Raw genomic sequence first — 25,548 nt, 5'->3', positions numbered from 1 at the left:
CTTGTCCAGCAATAGTTAACGTTATTGTTTCGCTTACGTAAATATTTTCTGCTTCCGGCCCACCTGACAGTAAGAGCCGAAGCGCGTCACTGCGGGGTGAGGTTGTCCAGCACGACCTCGGCGACCGCCTTCATGGTCGTGCGGCGATCCATCGCGGTGCGCTGAATCCATTTGAACGCCTGCGGTTCCGAGAGTCCCTGGGTCTCCATGAGCACGCCCTTGGCCCGCTCGACCAGTTTGCGCGTCTCCAAACGATCCGACAGATTCGCGACTTCTGTTTCCAGCGCGGTGATTTCGTGAAAACGACTCGCCGCGAGCTCGATCGCGGGCACCAGATCGGACTTGGTGAACGGCTTCACCAGATAGGCCATCGCCCCCGCGTCGCGCGCTCGCTCGACGAGGTCGCGCTGACTGAACGCGGTCAGGATCACCACGGGCGCAACACGTTTCGACGCGATCTCGGCGGCGGCGTCGATGCCGTCGCGGCGCGGCATCTTCACGTCCATGATCACCAGATCGGGGCGAAGCTCCTCGGCGAGCTCGACGGCCTGCTGCCCGTCGCCCGCTTCACCGACGACGTCGTAGCCCTCTTCCTTGAGCATCTCGACCAGGTCCATGCGGATCAGGGCCTCGTCCTCGGCGACGACGACCCGCTTGGCCGCGGGCTGCGTGGCGCCGGCTGCATTCGTGCTCATAGGTTCGACCCCTCAGGATTGGAGATGCCTGTCGATCACACCACGACCGGCGTTGTAAAGAGTACCTTTCGCCTCCGCGCCGAGAATGCGCCTGCGATGAGATCGCGCACACCCTGCGCCGGATACTCCCCCGCGGAGCGCGGCCGGTGCCGCGCTCCGCCGTTGCGGTGCCGAGTGTGGGACTCGAACCCACACGTCCTTTCGGACAACGGTTTTTGAGACCGTCGCGTCTGCCAGTTCCGCCAACCCGGCGCACCGCGGTCACTATAGCGTCTCGGCGCGCCAGGAAGCGAACTGCCGGTCGAACCGGGTGCCCACCTGCTTCGTTGCACCCCGACATGGCGTCGCGACGGGCTGCGATCATGCGCGTGTCGCACGCCCGCCGACCGGCCCGACGGGACCCGAGGACATCGCGTGGTCGATGCCGCCGCCAGCAGTTATTACCGAATTGAATTATCACACCCGGAAAGAGTGATGACCGACACATATCACCACGAGGTTTCCAACCCTTATCTCGCGGGTATCACGGTCACACACAACAGATTTGAGCATCGTGATTGATGTACAGCATTCAACCGATAGGTGAATAAGTAGTACCGCGCTTGTGATGGTTACAATTCCGACCTACTCCGTGACAATCGACCCGATTACGGTGTCGGTATGCACGTGCTCTTCGTCTGCAACTCCAATGTCTGCCGCTCGGTGATCGCCGAACGGCTCACCCTGGCGTTCGCTGCGGAGAACGGTTTACCCGGCCTCACCGCGGAGAGCGCGGGTACAAGGGCCCTCGTCGGCTTTCCGCCCGAGCCACTGGCCGTGGAGACGATCAACGGCCTCGGCGGCGACACCACCGGTTTCAAGGCCCGAAAACTCAAGCCCGAGATGATCGATCGCGCCGACCTGGTGCTGACGATGACCGATTCCTTACGCGACCAAGTCGGCGAAATGGCCTTCGGCACCGCCCCGCGCACTTTCACCCTCGCCGAGGCGCATCGCATCGCCAAGGTCACCGGTGCGAAATCCATTGCCGCACTGCACCACGCGCGCAACAATCTGGCCTATGTCGGCCGGGAGAACATCGCCGACCCGATCGGCCTTTCGCCCGCCGCATTTCTCGAGGTCGGCGACCGCATCGCCGAATTGCTGTTTCCCGTGCTGGGCGCGCTGGCACCGCACGAGCAGACGAAACGCTCCGGCGACGGTGATCGCCCCGGACTGGTGATCGCGCCCGGCGGCGGTGCCCGTCCCCTGTCGGCCTTCCTCGCCGCCCAGCGCGGACGCTGAGCCGACGAGGCGCGGACGCCGAGCCGACGACGCGCGGACGCCGAGCCGACAGAGGTCAACGAAGGGCTGTTCGCCACGGCGCGTAGGGATTACACTTCGGCGCGGACGTGGGTGTTACCCCTGACAGGTTCGACACACGACGGGACTACAGACTTGCCGAAACGCATTTCGGATGTTTCGCTCCATGTGTACGTGACACCGGAGATCCTCGACCGCATCGTCGCCAGTGTCCGGACGGTCCTCGACGACCATGTCCACGACCGCGACGTCTACGCCTGGCGGTTCACCCTGCCGGTGGACGCGAGCGATCCGGTCCACCACGACCTCGAATCACAGTGGCGCAGTAGCTATCCCGGCATCGACCCGGACACCGAGAGCACCTACGAGATCGCGCTGAGTCTGGTCGGTGAGCCCGCCGATCTCACCGACGCCGACATCGCCGATCTCGAACACGGTCTCGCACTGGCCGTCTACGGCGCCGCCGGGCCGCAGCCGACCCACAGCGTGCCGTTCACGTTGCGCGCGCATCAGCGCACCGACGTCGTGGCACCGGAACTCAACCGCGGATTACGCTGACCGGCGAGCTCAGCGGGACGGGAAGTGCCGGATGACGCCTTCCTGCACGGTGGTGGCGATCAATTCGCCTGTGCGCGAATAGAACCGGCCCGTCGCCAGCCCCCGCGAGCCCGCCGCGACCGGTGACTCGGTGGCGTAGAGCACCCACTCGTCGAACCGGAACGGGCGATGGAACCAGATCGAGTGATTCACCGTCGCCGCGAGAATTCGGTCCAGCCCCCACGACAAACCGTGCGTGGTGATGATCGAATCGAGCACGGTCGTGTCGGAGGAGTAGCCCAGCGCGGCGGTGTGCAACAGCGGATCGTCGGACAGCGCGCCGTCGGTGCGCATCCAGACCCGGTTGTGGTTGAGCTTCTCGCCGGTGCCCTTGAGGATCCAGGACGGATCGTTGGTGTAGCGCATGTCGATCGGGTGCGGGGCCTTGATGAACATCTCCAGCTTGTCCTCGAAGCCGGCGAAGCTCTCCTCCACCCGGGGCAGGGTTTCGGGATCGGGCACGTCCGGGCCGTCGTGGGCGTGTTCGAGGCCCTTGCCGAAGTCCTGGAACGCGGCCAGCATGACGAACAGTTCCTGGCCGTCCTGGCTGGCCGTCACCGTTCGGTTGGCCAGCGAGCGACCGTCACGGTGGCGCTGCACGTGGTACTCGATCGGCTTCTTCACATCGCCGCCGCGCACGAAATGGGCGTTGACCGCGTGCAGCGGCCGCTCCCCCGCCGTGCGGCCGGCGGCGACGATCGCCTGTGAGACCAGCTGCCCGCCGAAGGTGCGGCTCCACACCTTCTCCGGGTGCTTGCCGAGGAAGGTGTCCTCGCCGATCGACTCGAGGTCGAGCAGGTCGAGCAACACCCGCAGATCGGGTGTCGGCTCGCCCTGGGTGGTTTCGAGTTCGATCGAGCTGTTCACTGCTAGTGGTCCTCTTCGCCGATGCGGTGCACGTGGATCAGGTTGGTGGAACCGACGGTACCCGGAGGGGAACCGGCGACGATGACCACCAGGTCACCCTTGCGATAACGCTCGAGCGAGAGCAGCGCCTGATCCACCTGGTGGATCATCGCGTCGGTGGTGTCCACCATCGGCACGATGAACGTCTCGGTGCCCCAGCTCAGCGTGAGCTGGCTGCGCACCTCCGGCATCGGGGTGAACGCCAGCAGCGGCAGCGGGGTGTGCAGACGCGCGAGGCGGCGCACGGTGTCACCGGACTGGGTGAACGCTACGAGGGCCTTGGCGTTGAGCCGCTCGCCGATGTCGCGGGCGGCGTAGGAGATCACGCCACGCTTGGTGCGCGGCACGTGGGTCAGGGGTGGCACCCGCGACGTTTCGGTCTCGACCGCGGTGACGATGCGGGCCATGGTGCGCACCGCGTCGATCGGCCAGGCACCGACCGAGGTCTCACCCGAGAGCATCACCGCGTCGGCGCCGTCGAGCACCGCGTTGGCGACGTCGGAGGCTTCGGCGCGGGTGGGCCGGGAGTTCTCGATCATCGACTCGAGCATCTGGGTGGCGACGATGACCGGCTTGGCGTTCTCGCGCGCCATCTGGATCGCGCGCTTCTGCACCAGCGGCACCTGTTCCAGGGGCAGCTCGACGCCGAGGTCACCACGCGCGACCATCACCGCGTCGAAAGCGAGCACGATCGCCTCGAGGTTGTCGATCGCCTCGGGCTTCTCGAGCTTGGCGATCACCGGAACGCGGCGGCCGACACGGTCCATGATGTCGTGCACGAGTTCGATGTCGGACGGCGAACGCACGAACGACAGCGCGATGAAGTCGACACCCAGTTCCAGGGCGAACTCCAGGTCGGCGATGTCCTTCTCGGACAGCGCGGGCACCGACACGTTCATGCCGGGCAGCGACAGGCCCTTGTTGTTGCTGACGGGGCCGCCCTCGGTGACCCGGCAGACCACGTCGTTGCCTTCGACGGCTTCGACCGTGAGGCCGACCTTGCCGTCGTCGACGAGCAGCCGGTCACCGGCCTTGGCGTCCTTGGCGAGCTCTTTGTAGGTGGTCGAGACGCGGTCGTGGGTGCCGTCGACCTCGTCGACAGTGATCCGCACCTGCTCGCCGTTGGCCCACACGGTCTTGCCGTCGGCGAAGCGGCCGAGGCGGATCTTGGGGCCCTGCAGGTCGGCGAGGATGCCGACCGCGCGGCCGGTCTCGTCGGAGGCCGCGCGGACCATCTTGTAGTTGTCGGCGTGGTCGGCGTGGTCGCCGTGGCTGAAGTTCAGCCGGGCCACATCCATGCCGCTTTCGACGAGCTCCCGAATACGATCCTGGGTGGCAGTGGCCGGCCCCAGGGTGCACACAATCTTCGTCCGTCGCATCACGCCCCCAGCCTAGTACTGGTCCGCCGCGCCGCGAATTTTACGGTCGACGGGCGAGGCGGCGTCGACCTGGCGGACCCGCGGATTTCGTGGTGATCGGGGCCGAGCGTTCCCGACGAGTTCCCCCGGCGTTCACGAAATCGGGTGTCACCGAACGGCTACGTGCCGGGAAAGTCTCGTTTCCAGACGAGTTTGGCCGAAGCCCAGGATCAGGCAGATCACCCAGTAATAGATCGCCGCGACGCCGTAGAGGGCGAAGAAGTCGAAGGTGGGTGCGGCCGCGAGCTGGGCGGTGCGCAGAAGCTCGGTGACCAGGATCGTCGAGGCCAGTGAAGTGTCCTTGACCAGCGAGATCAGCGTGTTCGACAGCGGCGGCACCGCGATCCGCGCGGCCTGCGGGAACACGATGTACCAGAGCGTCTGGACGTAGGTCATGCCCAGCGATTCCGCGGCCTCCCACTGCCCGTGCGCCACGCTCAGGATCGACGAACGCACCACCTCCGCGGCGTACCCACCGACATTGAGGCTGAACGCGATCACCGCCGCCGGAAACGGATCGATGACGATCCCGAACTGCGGCAGCGCGTAGAACACGATGAACAGCTGCACCAGCAGCGGGGTGCCGCGGATGATCGAGATGTAGAAGCGGGCGGGCACCGACAGCACCCGCCGCGACGACATCCTGGCCAGCGCGACACCCACCGCGATGGCGAGACCGATGACGAAGCTGACTGCCGTGAGCGGCAACGTCATCGTCACCGTGGCCTTCAGCATCGGCACCAGGTTGTGCCGGATCAGCTCCCAGGTAGCCGGATCCATCCGCTATTTGCTGACGTCGGTGCCGAAGTACTTCTCCGACAGCCGGGCCAGGGTGCCGTCGGCCTGCAGCTCGGCAAGTGCCTTGTCGACATCGGTGATGAGCGCGGTGTCGCCGGAACGCGCGGCGAAGGCCTGCTTGCTGGTCTCGCCGGTCTGCGCCGCGATCTTGATGCCGGTGTCACCGGTCTTCTTGGTGTACTCGCCGACCGCGAGGGTGTCGTTGACGGTGGCGTCGACCCGACCGGCCTTCAGCAGCTGCACCGCCTGCACGAACCCTTCCACCGCTTCGACTTTCGCGCCCGCGCCCGCGGCGACCTTGCTCCAGTTGCTGGTGGCCGACTGGGCGGTCGTCTTGCCCGCCAGGCTCGCCAGCGAGGTGATGGTGGTGTTGTCGGCCTTGGTGACGATCACACCCTCCGACGTCGTGTACGGCTGCGACAGCGCGTACTTGGCGGTGCGCTCGGGGTTCACGGTGACCTGGTTGGCGACCAGGTCGAAACGCTTGGACTCGAGACCGGCGAAGATCGAGTCCCACGGGGTCTGCACGAATTCGACCCGCTTGCCGAGCTTCTCGCCGACCGCCTGCGCGACCTCGACGTCGTAGCCGGTGAGCGTGCCGCCCTCCTGGTAGCTGAACGGCGCGTAGGTGCCCTCGGTGCCGACCTTCAACACGTTCGGGTCCGACGCCGACGAGCAGGCCGACAGACCCGTCGCGGCGACAACAGCGAGTACGGCGGCGGCAATGAATTTGCGCACGAACATCCCTTTCTCCGCTGCGCGTAGAGGGCACGCGCAGGCCCAGCGACGCTACGGCGCCGCGACAGACCGACACAGAGTATCGCTCACCGTGATCGCAATTGCCCCGGGGAAACGCGAAACGGGCACCCCGCGTGAGCAGAGCACCCGTTCATCGGCGGTGTAGCGGACCTCAGTCGCGCAGCGGGCGACCCTGCGCGTCGGGCACCTTGCCGGTGAGCATCATGATGCCGTCGATCAGCGGCCAGATGGCGCCGAGACCACAGGTCAGCCAGGTGACCGCGATCTGGGCGATGCCGAGACCGGTGTAGCCGAGGTAGAAACGGCCCACGCCGAAGCTGCCGAGGAAGATCTGCAGCAGACCGGCCATCAGCTTCTGCTTGTCCGAGAACGGCACGCCGTACATGTCCCGGCCGTAGGGCGCTTCCGGGTCGTTCGGGTTGTAGCCCTGCGGCATGGCACCGTACGGCGCGGCGCCGTAACCGGGCTGGGGCTGCTGGGCGTACGGGTCGGCGGGCTGGCCGTACTGCGGCTGCGGCGCACCGTACTGCGGCTGGCCGTAACCCGGCTGCGGCTGCTGGGCGTACGGGTCGGAGGGCTGACCGTAGGCAGGCTGGCCGTACTGCGGCTGCGCGCCACCGTCCTGGGGCTTGCTCAGGTCGGGCCCGTACTGGGGATTGGGGTTATAGGGGTCGGTCACTAAATGTCCTCCATCATTCGTGCGGGTACCCGTCGTGGCCCCCGGCCAGTGGTGATCGGCCGAACGGCGGTGCGCGCGCGACGATCACGCGCCATTGTTGCCGGTATCACCCGTCGCTGTCCTGTCGGGTACCACCGGCCATCTGTCAGGAATATCGCGACGGGCGCCCGCGGTGTTGCCGAGCGCCCGCCGATTCGTGCGAAAACGTCGTGGATCAGGACTTCTTCGCGCCCGATTTCGTCGGTTCCGCGGTGGAGTCGGCGTCGTCGGTGGAGTCCTCGCTGGTCACGGTCGTGGCATCGCTCGCGTCCTTGACATCGGCGTCGACGTTCGTCGAATCACCCTCGGCGACAACAGAATCCGATTTCTTCGTCACGTCGACGGCGTTGTCGGCCGCACCGGCGGCCCGCAGCTTCGCGAACTGCCACGGCCACGGACGCGGTTCGCCGTCGGGTTGCAGCTGGGCCGGTGTCTCGCGGCCCTTGGTCGCCAGTGCGAAGTAGGCCATGGCGCCGAGGAAGACGAGCGCGGCGGTGAACGAGTTGATCCTGATGCCGAGAATGTGGGTGGCTTCGTCGCTGCGCAGCAGTTCGACGAAGAACCGGCCGAAGCTGTAGCCGGCGACGTAGAGGGCGAACAGGCGCCCGTGGCCGATCTTGTAGCGCTTGTCGACCAGCACCAGCGCGATCACGATCAGGACGTTCCAGACGAGCTCGTAGAGGAACGTCGGCTGCACGACCTCGAGCACTCGCCCGGTCGACACCCCGTTCATCATGTCGCGCGCGCCGGTCTCCGTGTCGAACCGCTCGTAGATCTCCAGACCCCACGGCAGGTCGGTGGCGCGCCCGTAGAGCTCCTGATTGAAGTAGTTGCCGAGCCGGCCGATGGCCTGGGCCAGCAGCACCGCCGGGGCGACGGCGTCACCGAGCGCGGGCAGCGGGATCTTGTACATCCGGCAGCCGATCCAGGCACCGATGGCACCGAAGAACACCGCACCCCAGATGCCGAGGCCGCCCTGCCAGATGTAGAGGGCCTCGACGGGATGCATGCCCGGCCCGAAGTACTTCTGCCAGTCGGTGGCGACGTGATAGATCCGCCCGCCCACCAGACCGAACGGCACCGCGAACATCGCGACATCGAGCACCGCCCCCGGCTGCCCACCGCGCTCGCGCCACCGCCGTTCACCCCACCAGATGGCGACGACGATGCCGAGAATGATGAACAACGCGTACGCCCGCAGCGGGAAGGGTCCGAGTTGCCAGACCCCCTGGGGCGGACTCGGAATATAGGCCAGGACTGAGTTCACGGCCACCAGGCTAGTGGAGAGTTCGACAGACCGGCGACCGTGACCCGGGATGGTCGTGGTCGCCGCTGCATGGTCGTCGGCTACCACGTGACGGCGGGATCGGCCCGCACCTGAACTCGGCCAGTGAGACTTGTTGCAGCTGCTGCCCCGAATTCAGCTTTGCATAAGATTCCTTTGCAGATCGAATACAAGCATCACATGGTAGCCCGGGAGTGTCGCAAGCTTGGCGAATATACCGCGAGACAGCGCTTCTTCCCTCTTCTGGTTGTTGTCGATATCCCGCACCGTCAAGATGGTCGAATACTCCTCGAACGGCAGTCCGGGCTCACTGTCGTAGTCATGAGTGGGCTCAATATCTATGAACGCCGAGTCCAGCGTTGCAGCATAAGGGAATTCCGGCTTGCCAGTACTCGTAAGGGAACTCCCCGTGGCCTTGTTTATATCGCTGACGATGTCCGACAGTGACCGGTTCGCTCGTATGAATATCTGATGAGATGCACTCACAAGCATCCTCCTACGGCCATAGAATCTCCCAGCCATCGCCAACTATTCGAATGTTCGTCATCTTATCAGGGTACGCGCCCAAGAATCGCGCGAGTCCTCGTTGCGCCTCATCCTGCGTTAAGCCCGAACCGCGGCCGTCGATAATTGCATTGTCCGCCTGCCCGCGTGCCGACTTCAGTGCGTTCTTAACCGTCACGTTCGACGCCCCCGGTTCCAAGCTCTTGAACTCCGTTGGTACGCCGTTGACCAGGGCATCGGGCGTTCTCTCCGCGCCCCTCGGTATCGCGGTAACGTTCTTACCCTCGCTCGCAAGGAGCTCCGCTATTCTCCGCTCGGCCGCATTAAAGGCACTCGCGCTTTCGTCGATTGTTCCCTGAACTACGGCAGTATCGCGATCCTTACTAGAGTCGAAGTCATCGAGCAGGATCGGCAGATCGACAATTTTGGAGATACCAGTGGTATTCAATTCCGCAGCAGCAAAGGTTATACCACTCAAGACCGTGAGGAAAATATTAATGGGAGGAGCTATGTATAATGTCGCGAGCTTGAGGAACTCGTCTTCGTCAGCGCTATTGGAGTTGGGAGATTTCCCGTCCGATTTCTCGGGCTTTTCGAATGGCCCACTCTTCTTCTCGAGTTTTACGCGATTTACGGCGATCCAGATAGCGTACCCAACCATCGCTCCCGCGAAGTTTGTTTCAATGTCCTTCCGCATTTTTGCCAAGGCAATGCTATGGGCATCCACAGCGGCAGCGATATCGCGTGCAGCGGCCTCGATTTCTCGCGCACAGACGGTGAGCGAGCCTAAATGCTCGACATGATTCGGGATGTCTCTCGCAGTTGAGCCATAGGCGCGCTGAAGGCCTGCGGCAGTCATCTTGAGCCGGAAGCTCGCGTCGGTGACCGGGGTCGATGCGGCGAATGTCTTCCATTTAGACGAGGCGGTTGCCAACTTATCTGTGTCACCGTCGGGGATTTGTCCGCCGGTGACATTCGCGGTAACCCTTTCATACAGCCCAGGTATGTCGCATTCGAGCCCGCTACTGTTGGCCTTCGACGCGGCGATACCAAGGACGACGAAGCTGCCGTACGCGCGTTCCGTAGGCAGAGTTGGACGCGCGGGTGGGTCGCCCTTTTTCGGGTCACGGTTGGCTTTGTATTCACTAAGCGCCCAATTGTATCCGGAGGCTGTTAATATGTCGCCCATATGCTGAAGGGATCGCACGAAATAAGGGGCCACTACAGTCATGGCTCCACCGCGACCGTCATACGACTTCGACCACGCGTTCACCGCATCGTACGCACCGGCCATTCCACCGGTCTGTATCAGTATCGATTGTAAAACGTTGTAGACGGTCTTGAATTCGTTAGCAAGGGCGTAGCATTCCTTTGCGGCATCCGTGTAGCTCTTCGGAGCGATTGATGCCAACTTATTAGCCGCCGCTCATTCGTAGATTCATTTCTTCTGCGGCCCTGTACGCGTCGCGGGCCGTGACCGCAGCGGTATGCATTTCTCTGATCCCCTCAACCACCGTGGTCGCGCCGGCTAACCATTCGCGGAAAGCTTGTTCCTGGGAGTCTGCTGCCGCGCCATGCCAGCTCTGTTGGATGGTGGCGATACGTTGGGTGAGACCGTCAAGGCTGTCGGTCAGGAAACCGATAAATCCGTTGGCCCGGCTGACGAGCTGGTCCAGCGTATCCAGGTCGAAGCTGAATTCGCGAGAGTCCTCGGCCATCAGAGGTCCAATTTCGGTAGGTCGAGCGAACTTAGATTGTCGGCATTCAAGGTGTCTTGACTAGCTACAGCTTTGCTGGCCACGCCCAACAGTTCGCCCATGGCGTTGAGGGCGGCCAACACGTTGGCGGCACCGTCCTTCGTTGTGGTCCAGCCGGCGCCGAAGGAGTCCGCTGCCGCTCCGGTCCATGTACCAAGGGCGCCCGATATTTCGCGGTCGAGCGACGCGAGTCCCGTGAGCAGAGACGCGGCGACTTGTTCGATATATACGCCAGCATCGGTGACTTCGGCTGGCACCATTGCGAAATCTGTTTCCGCTGCCGAAGATTCACCTGACACGAGCCCCCCCTGGATCTATATAACGGGACTGAGTCTAGTTGTCGTCGCTGAGGGTCGCAACCAGCGCGACTTGCGTCTTGGACGTCGATGAAGGCCGCAGGTACGCCAACGTCACCCGTCATCGAGGAGTCACCGAGGCCACGCTGTATCGGTGAAAAATGTCGGGCCCTGATCGGTCTAGGCGAGGGAAATTCGGCTCGACACGGGTGGTATGTCCTCATTCGCACCGCACGTCTTACCCACATGGGGAGATCCATCGGGGAGGAACTCGGATTCAAGCCGATGGGTTTCGGTCTTTTTCGGATTGAGCCAGACCGAAAGCCTCGATGCTCAAGCCACCGACATACTGTTCATCGCGACCGTACTGCTTGCTGCTACGTCATGTGGACACCTGAACGCATCAAAATGATGTCCAAATCGTGTATCCATATGGCCTACTCCATGAACAGTGAGGGATCGAACCCGCACGTCGCCTAGCCCGACCGACTCCGGCGAGCTGGCCGTGTCCCGAACCGGGGGCTACGAGCGCACCGTGGTGGCGCGGACGCCTTCGGCCAGCTCCGAGGTGAGGGCACGCACCGCATCCAAGCCTTCGGCTGCGGCCGATACCAGCGCCGAGCCGACGATGACGCCGTCGGCGTAGGCGGCGATCTCGGCGGCCTGAGCACCCGAGCGCACACCGAGGCCGACGCCGATCGGGATGTCGGAGTGGGCGCGGATGCGCGAGCACAGAGCGGGGGCGGCCGAGGAGACCGCGTCGCGGGCACCGGTCACGCCCATGGTCGAGGCCGCGTAGATGAAGCCGCTCGAGGCTTCGAGGGTCTTGACCAGTCGCTCTTCGGTCGAGGACGGCGCGACCAGGAAGATACGGTCCAGGTTGTGGGTGGACGAGGCGATGAACCAGTCGTCGGCCTCGTCGGGGATCAGGTTCGGGGTGATCATGCCTGCGCCACCGGCCGCGGCCAGGTCGCGGGCGAAGGTGTCGACGCCGTACTTGAGCACCGGGTTCCAGTAGCTCATCACCACGGCCTGACCGCCCGCGTCGGCGATCGCCTCGACGACGGAGAACACGTCGCGCACACGCACGCCACTGCGCAGCGCCTGCTCGGCGGCGGCCTGGATGACCGGGCCGTCCATCACGGGATCGGAGTAGGCGACGCCGACTTCGACGATGTCGCAACCGGATTCGACGAGCGCACGGCAGGCGGCGATGGACCCGGCGAGATCCGGGTAACCGGCGGGCAGGTAGCCGATCAGGGCCGCCCGGCCTTCGCTACGAGTGGCGGCGAAGGTGTTCGCGAGACGCGACTGCTGACTCACTGCTTGTGCTCCTCAGCATCGTCATCGAACAACCCGAACCAGCGCCCGGCGGTGTCCATGTCCTTGTCACCACGACCGGACAGATTGACCAGGATGACAGCGCCTTCGCCCAGTTCCTGACCCAGCTTCAGCGCGCCCGCCACCGCGTGCGCGGACTCGATCGCCGGGATGATGCCCTCCGAGCGCGAGAGCAGCAGCAGCGCGTCCATCGCCTCGGTGTCGGTGATCGGCCGGTACTCGGCGCGACCGATGTCCTTGAGGTGGGCGTGCTCGGGACCGACGCCCGGGTAATCGAGACCGGCCGAGATCGAATGCGATTCGATGGTCTGGCCGTCCTCGTCCTGCAGCAGGTACGAGTAGGCGCCCTGGAACGCGCCGGGCGTGCCACCGGTGAAAGTGGCTGCGTGCCTACCGGTTTCGACGCCGTCACCGGCCGCTTCGAAACCGACCAGCCGCACACCCGTGTCCGGGATGAAGGCGTGGAAGATGCCGATGGCGTTGGAGCCACCGCCCACACAGGCCACGACGGCGTCGGGCAGCCTGCCCGCCTGAGTCGGGAGCTGGATCTGCTCGCGCGCCTCGAGACCGATCACGCGCTGGAAATCACGCACCAGCAGCGGGAACGGGTGCGGGCCCGCGGCGGTGCCGAAGCAGTAGAACGTGTCGTCGGCGTTGCTGACCCAGTCGCGCAGGGCCTCGTTGATCGCGTCCTTGAGGGTCTGCGAACCGGAGGTCACCGGGATGACCTCGGCGCCGAGCAGCCGCATGCGGGCCACGTTGAGCGCCTGGCGGGCGGTGTCGACCGCGCCCATGTAGATCACGCAGTCCAGGCCGAGCAGCGCGCAGGCGGTCGCGGTGGCGACGCCGTGCTGACCTGCACCGGTTTCGGCGATGACGCGCGTCTTGCCCATCCGCTTGGCGAGCAACGCCTGGCCGAGCACATTGTTGATCTTGTGCGAGCCGGTGTGGTTGAGGTCCTCGCGCTTGAGGAAAATCCTTGCGCCACCGGCATGTTCGGCCAGCTTGGTGCATTCGAACACCGGCGACGGACGGCCGCTGTAGTCACGCTGCAGCCGGTCGAGTTCGTCGAGGAAGCCGCGGTCGGTGCGGATCTTGTCGTACTCGGCGGTGACCTCTTCGATCACGGCCATCAGCGCCTCGGGGACGTGGCGTCCGCCGTAGACGCCGAAGTGCCCGCCCGCGTCGGGCTCGTAGTCGGAATGCTGCGCGACGCCGGCGCTCGCCGGTGGGAGCACCGTCACCGAATGCTCCGGCGAGCCGGCTTCGGGCAGGACGGGTGCGTGCCGGCGGTCACCAGTTCGGACACCGCCGAACGCGGGTTACCGCTGGTCACGAGGCCTTCACCGACGAGCACGGCGTCGGCGCCCGCACCGGCGTAGGCCAGCAGGTCGGCGGTGCCGCGGATGCCGGACTCGGCCACCCGGATGACCTCAGAGGGCAGGCCGGGCGCGATCCGCGCGAACACATCGCGATCGACCTCGAGGGTCTTGAGGTTGCGTGCGTTGATGCCGATCACCGTCGCGCCGGCTTCGAGGGCGCGGTCGGCTTCTTCCTCGGTGTGCACTTCCACCAGGGCGGTCATGCCGAGGGATTCGGTGCGGTCGATCAGCGAGGCGAGCACGTCCTGTTCGAGGGCGGCCACGATCAGCAGGATCACGTCGGCGCCGTGGGCACGGGCCTCGTGGATCTGGTACGGACCGACGACGAAGTCCTTGCGCAGCACCGGAATGTTCACGGCGGCGCGCACGGCGTCGAGGTCGTCGAGCGAGCCACCGAAGCGGCGACCCTCGGTGAGCACGCTGATGATGCGCGCGCCCCCCTCTTCGTAGGCCTTGGCCAGCACGGCGGGATCGGGGATGTCAGCGAGCGCGCCCTTGGAGGGACTGGCCCGCTTCACCTCCGCGATGACACCGATTCCGTCCTCGTGCAGCGCGGCGTGCGCGTCCAGCGGCGCCTTGACCGCGGTGGCAGCAGCTTTGATCGCTTGAAAATCGAGGAGGGCTTCGCGAGCGGCAACATCCGCCCGGACCCCGTCGAGAATCGAGTCGAGTACCGTCATCTGGCTCGAATCCTTTCTGGGGAGACGCACTTCTCGCCCGAGAGTCCCCTCGGGCGCTGTCTCACCGATGCTGGTAAAGAATAAATGGCCGCCGCGCGTGTCACTGCGGCGGGGGTGCTGCCGGTCACTTGTTGTCCTCGGCCGGACCGTGCCCGGCGCCGGGGGTGTCGGTGGTGTCGGTCGGGTCGGTGCCCGCGTCGAGGGCGTCCCACAGCACCCGGTCCGAGAGGGGCGCGGCGGTGTTCTGTTTGCTCACGGCGGCACTGGCGTCGGCCTTACGGAACACCGGGTTGTCGTACTTGTCGGAGGCCTCGGCGGTGTCGTCGGTGCGCCTGGTGAGCAGGATGCCCGCGGCCAGCGCCAGGCCGGCGGCGACGATCGACAGGATCGCCGGGAACAGGTGCGTGTCGGCGCCGCTGACGACCGCGCGCACCGGCAGTTCGGCCAGGGTGCCCGCCCGTTCGGCGGTCCGCCCCGCCCCGACGGCCAACGCGAAGCCCGGCACCGCGACGACCGCGGCGATCACCGAGATCGCCACCCCGAGCAGCTGCCGCAGCACCCCCTTGACCGCGAACACCGCCGCGATCGAGGCGACCAGCACCAGGGCCAGGGGCGTGAGCGCCCCGAACCACACGCCACCATTGAGATCGTCGGTCCGCGGTTCGGTGAGCCCGTCGGCCGAGTACACGGTCACCCACGTCATCCGCGAGGCCGCCCACAGCCCCGCTGCCGCCAGCGCGAGCAAGACAACCGGAACGATGGGCTTTGCGGCCGGAGCAGGCGTCACACCTGTGGCCCCGACGGAGTCCGTGCCCGATGCGGTCGCGACATCGCCGCTCGTGGCCGCTGCCGAGTCGACAGTCGGATTCGAACCCTCGGAGTGGACGTGATCCGGCACGTCGGCGCCCGACGAGCCGGCGTGGCCTTCGCCCGGTGTCGCCGTCATAGGTCCCCGCCGTCGTAGGTGCGCAGTGTTTGCGCCGCCGCGATCGCCTTGAGCACCGCCATGGCCTTGTTACGGGCCTCGGTGTCCTCGGCGATCGGGTCGGAGTCGGCGACCACGCCAGCGCCCGCTTGCACGTAGGCGGTGCCGTCCTTGAGCAGGGCGGTGCGGATGGCGATGGCGGTGTCGGCGTCGCCTGCGAAGTCGAGGTAGCCGACCACGCCGCCGTAGATGCCGCGCCGGGTCGGTTCGAGTTCCTCGATCAGTTCCATCGCCCGCACCTTCGGCGCACCCGACAGCGTGCCCGCCGGGAAACAGGCCCGCACCGCGTCGAGCGCGACCTTGCCCTCGGCGAGCAGCCCGGACACCGTCGAGACCAGGTGCATCACGTGGCTGTACCGCTCGACGTGGCGGTACTGGGTGACCTTCACGGTGCCGGGGCGGCAGACCCGACCCAGGTCGTTGCGGCCGAGGTCGACCAGCATCAGGTGCTCGGCGTTCTCCTTCTCGTCGGCGAGGAGGTCCTTCTCGAGCAGCATGTCGTCCTCGGCGCTCTCGCCCCGCCACCGGGTGCCCGCGATCGGATGTGTCGTCGCCACACCATCTTTCACGGTCACCAACGATTCAGGACTCGAGCCCACGATGGAGAACGCGGTGCCACCCTCGCCGTCCGGGATGTGCATCAGATACATGTACGGACTCGGGTTCGAGGCCCGCAGCATCCGGTACACCGCCAGCGGCGACCCGCTGTAATCCATTTCGAAGCGCTGCGACAGCACCACCTGGAACGCCTCGCCCGCCTCGATCTCCTTGATCAGGCGGCGCACGCCCGCACCGAATTCCTCGGTGGTTCGCCTGCGCAGGAACTGCGGTTCGGGCTGGTCGAAGACCGAGACCGTCGAGGGCGCGGGGGTGGCCAGCGCGGCGGTCATCTTGTCGAGCCGGGCGACGGCGTCGTCGTAGGCCTCGTCGACCCCGGCGTCGGTGCCGTCCCAGTTCACCGCGTTGGCGATGAGAGTGATCGCGCCTTCGTGGTGGTCGAACGCGGCCAGATCGGTGGCCAGCATCAGCACCAGCTCGGGCAGGCGCAGATCGTCGGTGGCCAGTTCGGGCAGTCGTTCGATCCGGCGCACCGCGTCGTAGCCGAGGTAGCCGACCATGCCGCCGGTGAGCGGCGGCAGGCCGGGCAGCCGTTCGGTGCGCAGCAGTTCGAGGGTGTCGTGCAGCACGCGCAGCGGGTCGCCGCCGGTGGGTGCGTCGGCGGGCACGGTGCCGAGCCAGGCGGCCTCACCGTCGACGACGGTCAGCGCCGACGGGCTGCCCGCGCCGATGAACGACCAGCGTGACCACGATCGCCCGTTCTCCGCGGATTCGAACAGGAAGGTGCCCGGCCGGTCGCCCGCCAGCTTGGAATAGGCCGAAAGCGGAGTTTCGGAGTCCGCCAGCACCTTTCGGGTCACCGGGACGACCCGGTGCTCGGCGGCGAGCAGCCGGAACTGTTCGCGGGTCGTGGTGGTCGGTGTAGACGCGCCCTGCATGGGCCCATCATCCCAGGCGTGCCGCCGCCGACGCGCGCGGACCCGACCCCGCGCCGAATCGGGCGGTGACCGGCATCACTACACTCGCGCGCGTTCCATGTCGCATGCGGTAATCCCTTTTCCGAGAGGAGCAATGTTGTACCCCTCGCACCAGGGCGCACAGGACGGCCGGCTGGCCGTTCCGTCGCAGCAGCACTACGGTCCCGGTCAGCTCTCCGCGACCAGCGCGCTCAATTCGTTCGTCACCTACGCCAAGGCCATCCAGGACCTCGACAAGAAGACCTTCCCCGACGAGTACGCCGGTCACAGCGACCGCATCCGCGAGCTGGAGCCGTTGCTGCGCGCGCACGGCATCCTCGACGTGATGCAGATCCGCAATCCCGACGTCGCGGCGCTGCTCGGTCAGTAAGCCGTGAAGATCCCCGTTCGCACCCGCGAGCGGGGATCTTCCGCACCAGCCGCCGGGTCGTTACTGTCTGGGCATGCAGCCAGGCAAGCCCGCTCCGCAGTTCGAGCTCCCCGATCAGTCCGCCCAGCTCCGCTCGCTCGACGGCTTGCTCGCCGACGGCCCGCTGGTGCTGTTCTTCTTTCCCGCCGCCAATACCCCTGTATGCACCGCCGAGGCCTGCCACTTCCGCGATCTGAGCGGCGAATTCGCCGCACTGGGCGCTACCTGCGTCGGCATCAGCACCGACAGCACCGAGGTGCAGGCCGGTTTCGCCACCAAGCAGCGCCTCGACTACCCGGTGCTGTCGGATCGCGACGGCGCGGTGGCCGCCGCCTTCGGCGTGAAGCGTGGCCTGCTCGGCAAACTCGCCCCGGTCAAGCGGCACACCTTCGTCATCGATACCGACCGCACGATCTTGAAGATCGTCACCGGCGAACTGCGCGCGGCTGTACACGCCGACGAAGCACTGGCGTTCCTGCGCAAGCGCAGCACCACGCCCGAATAGCCCCGATCGGCGAATCGCCGGGCGGTGGATCGCCGCCCGGCGGCCCGAACGCCTTTACGCTGGACAGATGACAACCGGCGAGGTGCAGTCGAGCGGTCAGAAGTCCAAGGCCGTCATCTGGCGTAACCGGGCGATCATGGTGGTCGCCACGGTGGCGGTACTCGTGATCGCCTATTTCATCCTGGCCTCGTTCATCCCACGCTGGTGGGCGCAGCGGCTGGCCAACACCGTGCACGGCAGTTTCAGCTCCGGCATCTGGTGGGGTCTGGTGTACGGCATCGTGTTCACCCTGGTCCCGCTGCTGCTGGTGATATTCGCGGTGCGGGTGTGGAAGCGCAAGGGCGGCAAGTTCCTCGCGGGCGCGGCGGCGATCGTCGCCCTGGTCTGCGCGCTGCCCAACCTGATGACGTTGACGATCGTGCTCGGTGGCAACAATGCCGCACACGCCGGTGAACGCATTCTCGACGTCGACGCGCCCGCGTTCCGCGGTGCCTGCCTGGTCGGCGCCATCATCGCGGCGGTGCTGTTCGTGCTGGCGCTCGCGCTGATGGGCAAGCGCGGACTCAACCGTCACAAGGCCGCCAAGGCCGCGGAACGTCCGGCCGAGCCCACCGCACCGCCGATGACCGGCGATCGGTAGTACTCGCCCGACCCTTCGCGGTGATGTGAGTGACCTCACGCCCGCCGCCAACTCGCGGACGCCACAGCGACGTCGTGGCAAACTCTTTCTCGTGCGCGTCCCCCTCCACCATGTCCGCCGTCCGGCCGCGAGGCAGTTCCGGCGATGACCCAGTGGCTCGACCCTGTCGAACAGCGGGCATGGCAGGCGATCGTCGCGCTCATGACCCGGATCCCCGGCGCGTTGGACACCCGCCTACAGCGCGAGTCGGGGCTCACCCATTTCGAGTTCCGGGTGCTCAGCCTGCTCTCGGAAGAAGCGGGCCATCGGCTTCAACTGAGTGATCTCGCCCACAAGGCAAACGCTTCGCTATCGCGGCTGTCGCATGTGGTGTCCAAGCTCGAACGCCTCGGCTGGGTGCGACGCGACACCACCGCGGGCAAGCGCGGGGTCTACGCCGTGCTCACCGACGCGGGATTCGAGAAGGTGATCGAGGCGTCCCCCGGCTACGTGGAGGCCGTGCGCGGCCTGGTCCTCGACGGTCTCACCGATCGACAGACCGCGCAACTGGCGGTGCTCGGGGAAGCGCTGTCGGAGCGGCTGAACCGCATCCTCACCGACGACAGCGATTAATCGGCGGCGAGCAGGATGTCGGTGTCGAAGCAGGTGTGGGTGCCGGTGTGGCACGCCGCGCCTTCCTGATCGACGATCAGCAGCAGCGTGTCGCCGTCGCAGTCCAGGCGCACCTCGTGCACGTACTGGGTGTGTCCGGACGTCTCGCCCTTGACCCAGTACTGCTGACGCGACCGCGAATAGTAGGTCGCCTTGCGGGTTTCCAGTGTGCGGGCCAGCGCCTCGTCGTCCATCCACGCCATCATCAGCACGTCACCGGTCGCCTTCTCCTGCGCGATCGCGGCGATCAGTCCGTCCTCGGTGCGCTTGAGGCGGGCGGCGATGGCGGGGTCGAGGCTCATGCCTCGTTTATAACAGCAGCCAGTTCGATGGCCACCAGCAGTTCGACCAGGTCGTTCACGCTGCGCACATTGCGGCCGGTGAGCTCCTGGATCCGGCCGAGCCGGTACTTGGCGGTATTGAGGTGGATGTGCAGAGTGTCGGCGGCTTCGCGCAGGTTCATGTCGGCGGCGGCGAACGCGCGGATCGTCTCGGCCAGGGTCCCGCCGCGAACACGGTCTTCGGCCAGTGCGCTGCCGATGCGCGGGTCGACCAGCTGACGGGTGGTGTCGTCGGCGCGCAGGAGCAGGTATTTGAACGGCGTGAGCTGCGGCAACGCGAGCACCCCTCCCCCTTCGGGCAGGAGCTCGAGTGCGGCCTGCGCCTGTCGGTAGGCGCGCGGAATCTGGGCGACCTCGGTGACCGCGGTGCTCACGCCGACGGCGAGAGTGATGCCCTCGGCGCCCAATTCGTCCTGCAGCACGCGTAGCCGCTCACAGAGTCCGTCGGCCGTGCCACCGGTGCGCAGCGCGGGCACGGCGACGATCTGCGATCCCCGCACCACCGACAGTGTCCGCAGGCCGTTCACCGTGCATCGCGCCAGGGCCGCCGACACCAATTGCCGTGCCTCACCGAGCCTTTCGGACGACTCCTCGCTGCGATCGAGGACCACCGCGGTGACCACCACCACCGGCGTGGCACGTTCGGCCCCGATCCCGTGCGCGGTGGCCACCGACAGATGCGGACCGCTCGCGGGCAGCGCGCCGTCGAGCAGCGAGTCCATCAACGCTTGCGAATCGCGCCCGGATTCGGCGGCCACGTACTGCTGGAATTCCAGGTACGCGTCGGTCGCCTGGGCGCTGATCAGGTCGGTGTAGCGGGCCAACGGCGCCGCCAGCGACAGCACCGCCGCCTGTCCGGCCTCCGAATCGCCCGCGTGCGCGAGCAGCGTCTTCCAGATGGCGCGCTGGCCGAGACGGAAGGCGGCGATGTAGTCGACCAGCGGCAGCCCGGTGCGGGCCCGTCGCGCCGCCGCCTGCCGGGCATAGGCGACGTCGGCCGGACAGACGCGCTTGCGCTCGAGCAGCGCGCCGAGCCCCGTGCGACTGAGCCGGGCGAGCTGATCGTGCACATCGTCGAGCACGCCGGGGCCCGCAGTGGCGTATCCGGGCAGCTGGTCGCGGATCTTGGCCATCACGTCGTCGGCGATCGCGTCCGCGTGCTCGTAGGCGCAGCCCGCTATCCGCCGACGCTCGGCCTGCACCTGCTCAGACTCGGTCGAAACGGATAAACGTGATCCAGCTGACATAGCCCGGGAGTGTGCATGGGTGTGCTCACAGTGTCAACCAGCTCACACTGTCCGCAGCGGACGATCTCGGTCGAAAAACTTGGTCCACAGCGTCCGATGTGACTTCTGACCAGCCAATTCAATATTGACGCCATGCTCGAGATAACCAACCTGACGGTGCGCTTCGGCGGCATCACCGCGTTGCAGGACGTCGGGTTCACGGTCGCTCCCGGCGAGATGGTCGGCCTGATCGGACCCAACGGCGCGGGAAAGACCACGCTGTTCAACTGCATGACCCGGCGCAATCGCCCGACCTCGGGCACCATGCGCTACCTCGATACCGACCTGGGCAGCGTGCGCCCCGACGCCCTCGCCGGCCTCGGCATCGCGCGCACATTCCAGAACCTGGGCCTGTTCCAGCGGCTGTCGGTGCGCGACAACGTCCTCATCGGCGCCCACCACCGGGCCTGCGCGGGATTCGTGTCCGCGGGACTGCGGCTGCCGAAGGTCCGCCGGGAGGAAAAGCTGCTGCGCGCCGAAGCCGACGAACTGCTCGAACGTCTCGACCTGACCGCGGTCGCCGACCACCCCGCCGCGGGCCTGCCGTTCGGCACCCTCAAGCGCATCGAACTGGCGCGGGCGCTGGCGGTGCGGCCGAAACTGCTGCTGCTCGACGAGCCGGTCAACGGCTTGAGCCACGGTGAGGTCGACGAGTTCGCGCAGCGGCTGCGCGCCTTGCAGGCCGACCTGCAACTGACCGTGATCGTGGTCGAACACCACATGGGTTTCGTGATGGGCACCTGCGATCGGGTGATCTGCCTCGAGTTCGGTCAGGTCATCGCCGAGGGCAAACCTGAAGCGGTGCAGCAGAATCCGGCCGTCATCCGTGCGTATCTAGGAGCTTCGGTATGAGCGAGTTCTTGAAGATCACCGACCTGCACGCGGGTTACGGTGCGGCGAAAGTCCTGCACGGCGTGAACTTTTCGGTCGAGCAGGGCACGGTGTGCGCGATCCTCGGCCCCAACGGCGCGGGCAAGACCACCCTGCTGCGCGCCCTGTGCGGAATGATCAAAGTCCGCGGCAGCCTCACGCTGGACGGCGACGAAGTTTCCGGTCGCGCACCGGAATCCATGGCGCGCTTGGGAATTGCCCACGTCCCCGAGGGACGCGGCACCTTCGCCCCGCTCACCGTCGAAGAGAACCTGCGCCTCGGCGCCTACACCCGACGTGACCGCGCAGCTGTCGAATCCGACCTGAATCGCGTCTACGACTACTTCCCGATCCTGCGTGACAAACAGCGCGACGCCGCAGGCGGCCTGTCCGGCGGTCAGCAGCAGATGGTGGCCATCGGCCGGGCGCTGATGCTGCGCCCCCGCCTGTTGCTGCTCGACGAGCCCTCGCTGGGTTTGTCGCCGCTGGTCACCCAGGAGCTGTTCGGGATCGTTCGCACCATCAACGAAGAGGAACGCACCACGGTGATCGTCGTCGAACAGAACGCCCACCTGGCCCTGAGTGTGGCCCAGCAGGCGCATGTCCTGGAAACCGGGCGCATCGTCTTGTCGGGCACCGCCGAGCAGATCCGCGCCGATGAGCAGGTCACCCGCTCCTACCTGGGAATTCAGGTGAAGCCGTGATCGAATTCCTGCAGCAACTCGTCGAAGGCCTTTCGGCGGGCGCCATCTACGCCGGCCTCGCGCTGGCCCTCGTCCTGATCTACCGGTTCACCGGGATCGTCAACTTCGCCCAGGGCGAGCTGGCCATGTTCTCGGCGTTCCTGGCCTGGCAGCTGAGCCAGTTCATGCCGTTCTGGGCGGCACTGCCGCTGACGCTGGTCATCTCCTTCGTCGGCGGCATGTTGATCGAACGGGTGGTCATCCGCCCGGTCGAGGGCGCACCCGAGATCACCCTGGTGATCGTCACCATCGGCCTGTTCTTCACCATCAACGCCATCGCGGGCTGGATCTGGTCCTACCAGACCAAGTCGTTCCCGAATCCCTTCCCCGAGGGCGCACTACGCGGCGGCGGTCTGAGCGTCGGCTACGGCAGCCTCGGCATCCTGCTGGTGGTGGCCCTGGTGATGGCGCTGCTGTATCTGCTGTTCCGGTTCACCAGGATCGGTTTGGCGATGCGCGCGGTGGCGTGTAATCCACAGTCGGCCAAGCTCGTCGGCATCCGGGTCGGCACCGTGCTCGCACTCGGGTGGGGCCTGGCCTCGCTGGTCGGAGCCGTCTCGGGCGTGCTGTCGGCGCCGCTGCTGTTCCTCGAACCCAACATGATGGGCGGGGTCATGATCTACGCCTTCGCCGCGGCGACCCTCGGCGGATTCGACTCCCCCGGCGGCGCGGTGGCGGGCGGGCTGATCGTCGGCGTCGCCGAAACCCTCACCGGCGCCTACGTCGACGCGATCGGCACCGAACTCAAGATCGGTGTGCCGCTGGTGATCATCCTGGGCGTGCTGTTGCTGCGCCCGCAAGGTCTCTTCGGACACGCGGCGGTGGAACGAGTATGAGCGAGTTGAACATTGCGACACCGGTAGCGACTTCCGCTGTCCCCCAGGCGAAATCGACCGCCGATCGACTACGCACCCTGCGCTGGCCGGTGATCGCGACGAGCGTGCTGCTGCTGGTGGCCTGCGTCGCCCCGTTCCAGCTGGTGCCCTTCCATACCTTCCAGCTGGCGATGGCCATGATCTACGCGGTCGCGCTGCTGGGTTTGAACCTCCTCGTCGGCCACACCGGCCAGATCTCACTGGGCCACGGCGCCTTCTTCGCGATCGGCGCCTACACCGCCGCGATCGCGATAGAACAGTGGGACCTGCCGTATTTCGCGACGATCCCGATCGCCGCGGCCGTCACCTTCGTGCTGGGCTATGCCCTCGGTGTACCCGCTCTGCGCTTGCGCGGGCTGTACCTGGCGCTGGTCACCCTGTCCATCGCGATCTTCCTGGTCCCCCTGCTCAAGCACTTCGACGGCCTCACCGGCGGTTCGATGGGCCTCACGGTCGACAAGCCGCAACCGCCCGCGTGGACCGGCCTTGCCGAAGACCAGTGGCTGTACTTCCTCGCCCTGGTCACCGCCGTGCTCAGCTTCGTACTCGTGGTAGGGATGCTGCGCTCCCGGGTCGGGCGCGCCCTGCACGCGGTGCGCGACAACGAGACCGCCGCGGAAGTGCTCGGGGTGAACCTGGCCCACTACAAGACCCTCGCTTTCGCCTGGGGCGCGCTGCTGGCCGGGATCGCGGGCTGCGTCTACACCTGGGTGATCGCCTACGTCTCGCCGGATTCCTTCGCGGTGGCGCTGTCGATCACGCTGCTGGCCGCCCTGGTCGTCGGCGGACTCGGGACCACCTGGGGGCCGGTGATCGGCGGACTGTTCGTGATGTTCGTGCCGAGCTTCGCCCAGGACGTCAACCAGGCCGCCCCCGGCGTCATTTTCGGACTGCTGATCATCGCGGTCATGTACCTCGCGCCCAAGGGACTGGCCGGCCTGGCCACCCAGTGGACGCAGTGGCTCGGACAACGTGTCCGGAAAGGGAAATCTCATGCGCAGTAAGGCAATTCGCACCATCGGGATGACGGCGGCAATGCTCGCGACGCTCACCGCCTGTGGTGGTCGTGGCGAGGAAGCAGGCTCCGTCGGTCAGGGTGACTGCAAGGGTCAGCAGACCACCGGCATCACCGACACCTCCATCAAACTCGGTGGGGCCTACCCACTCTCGGGTCCGGCCTCGGCGTACGCGGAGATCCCCAAGGGGGCCAAGGCCTACTTCGACTACCTCAATGCCGAGAAGGGTGGCATCGACGGCCGCAAGGTCGAGTACCTGGTGCGCGACGACGGCTACCAGCCGCCCAAGACCATCGAGGAGACGCGCCGACTCGTCGAACAGGATCAGGTGTTCGCCGTCTTCCAAACCCTCGGCACGGCAACGTCATCGGCGGTGTGGGACTACCTCGGCCAGCGCAAGGTCCCGCAGATCTTCGTCGCCACCGGCGCCAACAAGTTCGGCGCCGACCCCGAGAAGAACCCGTGGACCATCGGCTGGCAGCCCAGCTACCACACCGAGGCCACCGCGTACGCGCAGTATGTGAAGAAGTTCAAGTCCGACGCGACCGTGTCGGTGCTCTACCAGAACGACGACTTCGGCAAGGACCTGCTCACCGCGTTCACCGCGGGCATCGCAGGCAGCGGCGTGAAGGTGATCGCCGAGCAGAGCTACGAGGTCACCGACCCCACCGTCGACGCGCAGGTCCGCAACCTGGCCAACTCCAAAGCCGATGTGTTCCTGAACTTCTCGACCCCGAAGTTCGCCCTGCAGGCGCTGGCCGCCGACGTGCGCAACATCGACTGGAACCCCAAGCACGTGCTGGCCCAGGTGTCCAACACCACGACCAACATGAAGCCGATCGGCTTCCCGAACGTGCAGGGCGTGGTGAGCGCGTCCTTCCTGAAGGATCCGGGCGACAGCCGCTGGACCGCCGACGCCGGCATGCAGACCTACAAGAGCAAGGTCACCCAGTACGCGCCGGGTGCCGACACCGGCAACAACCATCTCATGACCGGTTGGGCGATGGCCGAGAGCTTCGCCGAGACCATGGACGCGGCGAAGTGCCCGACCCGCGAAGGTCTGCGCGACGCGATGCGCTCGCTCGACAACGTGGCCGTCGACCTGATGCTGCCCGGCATCTCGATGAAAACCGATGCCACCGACGGTTTCCCGCTCGAAGCGGTCGCCATGATGACCTTCGCCGGTGAGCACTGGTCGGTCAGCGACGAGGTCATTTCCACTCCGGGCAAGTAGCCCACGCCCCCAGATGTAGT

29 protein-coding genes and 1 tRNA gene are annotated in these 25,548 nt (G+C 66.3%); 11 read left to right on the top strand and 19 right to left on the bottom strand.

Translation table 11 applies throughout. The annotated features are described in order from the left end of the window. Positions 1-86: 86 nt before the first annotated feature. Together ACFWUP_RS16870 and ACFWUP_RS16865 are read right to left on the bottom strand one after the other, a co-directional pair. On the bottom strand, positions 87-695 hold the full coding sequence (locus tag ACFWUP_RS16870; RefSeq protein WP_379235178.1) for an ANTAR domain-containing response regulator: 609 nt from the start codon (positions 693-695) through the stop codon (positions 87-89). Positions 696-863: 168 nt separating this feature from the next. Then, a tRNA-Leu gene (locus ACFWUP_RS16865) sits at positions 864-947 on the bottom strand. 408 nt (positions 948-1,355) lie between these two features. On the opposite strand from ACFWUP_RS16865, the gene ACFWUP_RS16860 reads away from it, so the two are divergent. After that, positions 1,356-1,979, top strand: a complete 624-nt coding sequence (locus tag ACFWUP_RS16860) for a low molecular weight phosphatase family protein (protein ID WP_379235176.1) — start codon at positions 1,356-1,358, stop codon at positions 1,977-1,979. Between the two features lie 192 nt (positions 1,980-2,171). Continuing rightward, complete coding sequence (locus ACFWUP_RS16855) at positions 2,172-2,555, top strand: hypothetical protein (RefSeq protein WP_379235174.1); 384 nt, start codon at positions 2,172-2,174, stop codon at positions 2,553-2,555. A 9-nt stretch (positions 2,556-2,564) separates the two neighbouring features. Here ACFWUP_RS16855 and ACFWUP_RS16850 read toward each other — a convergent pair whose 3' ends face one another. The 15 genes from ACFWUP_RS16850 to ACFWUP_RS16780 form a co-directional block, all read right to left on the bottom strand. Further along, positions 2,565-3,461, bottom strand: coding sequence for an acyl-CoA thioesterase (locus ACFWUP_RS16850; protein WP_379235172.1), 897 nt, complete (start codon positions 3,459-3,461; stop codon positions 2,565-2,567). Positions 3,462-3,463: 2 nt separating this feature from the next. Then, positions 3,464-4,882, bottom strand: coding sequence for a pyruvate kinase (gene pyk, locus ACFWUP_RS16845; RefSeq protein ID WP_379235170.1), 1,419 nt, complete (start codon positions 4,880-4,882; stop codon positions 3,464-3,466). 144 nt (positions 4,883-5,026) lie between these two features. Continuing rightward, on the bottom strand, positions 5,027-5,698 hold the full coding sequence (locus ACFWUP_RS16840) for an amino acid ABC transporter permease (RefSeq protein WP_379235169.1): 672 nt from the start codon (positions 5,696-5,698) through the stop codon (positions 5,027-5,029). Between the two features lie 3 nt (positions 5,699-5,701). Continuing rightward, positions 5,702-6,454 carry an amino acid ABC transporter substrate-binding protein gene (locus ACFWUP_RS16835; RefSeq protein WP_379235411.1) on the bottom strand — a complete coding sequence of 251 codons (753 nt, stop codon included), beginning with the start codon at positions 6,452-6,454 and terminating at the stop codon, positions 5,702-5,704. A gap of 172 nt (positions 6,455-6,626) precedes the next feature. After that, positions 6,627-7,154 (bottom strand): NINE protein, encoded by a 528-nt coding sequence (locus ACFWUP_RS16830; protein ID WP_379235167.1) that lies wholly within the window; start codon positions 7,152-7,154, stop codon positions 6,627-6,629. Positions 7,155-7,368: 214 nt separating this feature from the next. After that, the gene (gene lgt, locus ACFWUP_RS16825; RefSeq protein WP_379235409.1) at positions 7,369-8,469 is read right to left on the bottom strand and encodes a prolipoprotein diacylglyceryl transferase; all 1,101 of its coding nucleotides are present in this window, start codon (positions 8,467-8,469) and stop codon (positions 7,369-7,371) included. Between the two features lie 144 nt (positions 8,470-8,613). Beyond that, positions 8,614-8,964 (bottom strand): hypothetical protein, encoded by a 351-nt coding sequence (locus ACFWUP_RS16820; protein ID WP_379235165.1) that lies wholly within the window; start codon positions 8,962-8,964, stop codon positions 8,614-8,616. Positions 8,965-8,974: 10 nt separating this feature from the next. Next, a complete protein-coding gene (locus ACFWUP_RS16815) occupies positions 8,975-10,393 on the bottom strand; it encodes a hypothetical protein (RefSeq protein WP_379235163.1) in 1,419 nt (472 codons plus the stop codon). A gap of 4 nt (positions 10,394-10,397) precedes the next feature. Continuing rightward, positions 10,398-10,700 (bottom strand): WXG100 family type VII secretion target, encoded by a 303-nt coding sequence (locus ACFWUP_RS16810; protein ID WP_379235161.1) that lies wholly within the window; start codon positions 10,698-10,700, stop codon positions 10,398-10,400. After that, positions 10,700-11,038, bottom strand: a complete 339-nt coding sequence (locus ACFWUP_RS16805; protein ID WP_379235159.1) for a WXG100 family type VII secretion target — start codon at positions 11,036-11,038, stop codon at positions 10,700-10,702. The genes ACFWUP_RS16810 and ACFWUP_RS16805 overlap by 1 nt, the downstream gene beginning before the upstream one ends. Before the next feature lie 519 nt (positions 11,039-11,557). Next, a complete protein-coding gene (gene trpA, locus ACFWUP_RS16800) occupies positions 11,558-12,358 on the bottom strand; it encodes a tryptophan synthase subunit alpha (RefSeq protein ID WP_379235157.1) in 801 nt (266 codons plus the stop codon). Further along, positions 12,355-13,620: a tryptophan synthase subunit beta gene (gene trpB / locus ACFWUP_RS16795; protein ID WP_379235155.1), complete on the bottom strand. Its 1,266-nt coding sequence runs from the start codon at positions 13,618-13,620 to the stop codon at positions 12,355-12,357. The genes trpA and trpB overlap by 4 nt, the downstream gene beginning before the upstream one ends. Next, positions 13,617-14,438, bottom strand: a complete 822-nt coding sequence (trpC, locus tag ACFWUP_RS16790) for an indole-3-glycerol phosphate synthase TrpC (protein ID WP_379235154.1) — start codon at positions 14,436-14,438, stop codon at positions 13,617-13,619. Before trpC ends, trpB begins: the two co-directional genes overlap by 4 nt. Positions 14,439-14,562: 124 nt before the next feature. Beyond that, a complete protein-coding gene (locus tag ACFWUP_RS16785; protein WP_379235152.1) occupies positions 14,563-15,384 on the bottom strand; it encodes a TIGR02234 family membrane protein in 822 nt (273 codons plus the stop codon). Further along, entirely contained in the window at positions 15,381-16,919 is a 1,539-nt protein-coding gene (locus ACFWUP_RS16780) for an anthranilate synthase component I (RefSeq protein ID WP_379235150.1), read from the bottom strand. Before ACFWUP_RS16780 ends, ACFWUP_RS16785 begins: the two co-directional genes overlap by 4 nt. Positions 16,920-17,052: 133 nt before the next feature. On the opposite strand from ACFWUP_RS16780, the gene ACFWUP_RS16775 reads away from it, so the two are divergent. The 4 genes from ACFWUP_RS16775 to ACFWUP_RS16760 all read left to right on the top strand — a co-directional run bounded on the left by ACFWUP_RS16775 (position 17,053) and on the right by ACFWUP_RS16760 (position 19,124). Continuing rightward, a complete protein-coding gene (locus ACFWUP_RS16775; protein WP_379235148.1) occupies positions 17,053-17,328 on the top strand; it encodes a hypothetical protein in 276 nt (91 codons plus the stop codon). Between the two features lie 73 nt (positions 17,329-17,401). Continuing rightward, entirely contained in the window at positions 17,402-17,872 is a 471-nt protein-coding gene (locus tag ACFWUP_RS16770; RefSeq protein WP_379235146.1) for a peroxiredoxin, read from the top strand. 67 nt (positions 17,873-17,939) lie between these two features. Continuing rightward, positions 17,940-18,512, top strand: coding sequence for a permease (locus ACFWUP_RS16765; protein ID WP_379235144.1), 573 nt, complete (start codon positions 17,940-17,942; stop codon positions 18,510-18,512). Positions 18,513-18,656: 144 nt separating this feature from the next. Beyond that, the gene (locus tag ACFWUP_RS16760) at positions 18,657-19,124 is read left to right on the top strand and encodes a MarR family winged helix-turn-helix transcriptional regulator (RefSeq protein WP_379235142.1); all 468 of its coding nucleotides are present in this window, start codon (positions 18,657-18,659) and stop codon (positions 19,122-19,124) included. On the opposite strand, the gene hisI is transcribed toward ACFWUP_RS16760, so the two are convergent. Both hisI and ACFWUP_RS16750 read right to left on the bottom strand, forming a co-directional pair. After that, the gene (hisI, locus tag ACFWUP_RS16755; protein WP_379235140.1) at positions 19,121-19,465 is read right to left on the bottom strand and encodes a phosphoribosyl-AMP cyclohydrolase; all 345 of its coding nucleotides are present in this window, start codon (positions 19,463-19,465) and stop codon (positions 19,121-19,123) included. The two genes, ACFWUP_RS16760 and hisI, sit on opposite strands and share 4 nt — an antisense overlap. After that, positions 19,462-20,706 carry a PucR family transcriptional regulator gene (locus ACFWUP_RS16750; protein ID WP_379235138.1) on the bottom strand — a complete coding sequence of 415 codons (1,245 nt, stop codon included), beginning with the start codon at positions 20,704-20,706 and terminating at the stop codon, positions 19,462-19,464. Before ACFWUP_RS16750 ends, hisI begins: the two co-directional genes overlap by 4 nt. Positions 20,707-20,883: 177 nt before the next feature. Between ACFWUP_RS16750 and ACFWUP_RS16745 the strand changes: the two genes are divergently transcribed. The 5 genes from ACFWUP_RS16745 to ACFWUP_RS16725 are packed head-to-tail and all read left to right on the top strand — an operon-like array spanning position 20,884 to position 25,528. Then, on the top strand, positions 20,884-21,642 hold the full coding sequence (locus ACFWUP_RS16745) for an ABC transporter ATP-binding protein (protein WP_379235136.1): 759 nt from the start codon (positions 20,884-20,886) through the stop codon (positions 21,640-21,642). Next, positions 21,639-22,364 carry an ABC transporter ATP-binding protein gene (locus ACFWUP_RS16740; RefSeq protein WP_379235134.1) on the top strand — a complete coding sequence of 242 codons (726 nt, stop codon included), beginning with the start codon at positions 21,639-21,641 and terminating at the stop codon, positions 22,362-22,364. The genes ACFWUP_RS16745 and ACFWUP_RS16740 overlap by 4 nt, the downstream gene beginning before the upstream one ends. Beyond that, entirely contained in the window at positions 22,361-23,239 is an 879-nt protein-coding gene (locus ACFWUP_RS16735) for a branched-chain amino acid ABC transporter permease (protein WP_379235132.1), read from the top strand. The genes ACFWUP_RS16740 and ACFWUP_RS16735 overlap by 4 nt, the downstream gene beginning before the upstream one ends. Next, positions 23,236-24,282, top strand: a complete 1,047-nt coding sequence (locus ACFWUP_RS16730; RefSeq protein WP_379235130.1) for a branched-chain amino acid ABC transporter permease — start codon at positions 23,236-23,238, stop codon at positions 24,280-24,282. Before ACFWUP_RS16735 ends, ACFWUP_RS16730 begins: the two co-directional genes overlap by 4 nt. After that, the gene (locus tag ACFWUP_RS16725) at positions 24,272-25,528 is read left to right on the top strand and encodes an ABC transporter substrate-binding protein (RefSeq protein ID WP_379235128.1); all 1,257 of its coding nucleotides are present in this window, start codon (positions 24,272-24,274) and stop codon (positions 25,526-25,528) included. Before ACFWUP_RS16730 ends, ACFWUP_RS16725 begins: the two co-directional genes overlap by 11 nt. The last annotated feature ends 20 nt before the right edge of the window (positions 25,529-25,548 follow it).

It is taken from the genome of Nocardia sp. NPDC058658, from assembly GCF_042716665.1.
Classification (GTDB): domain Bacteria; phylum Actinomycetota; class Actinomycetes; order Mycobacteriales; family Mycobacteriaceae; genus Nocardia.
This window is presented reverse-complemented; position numbering and strand designations above follow the sequence as displayed.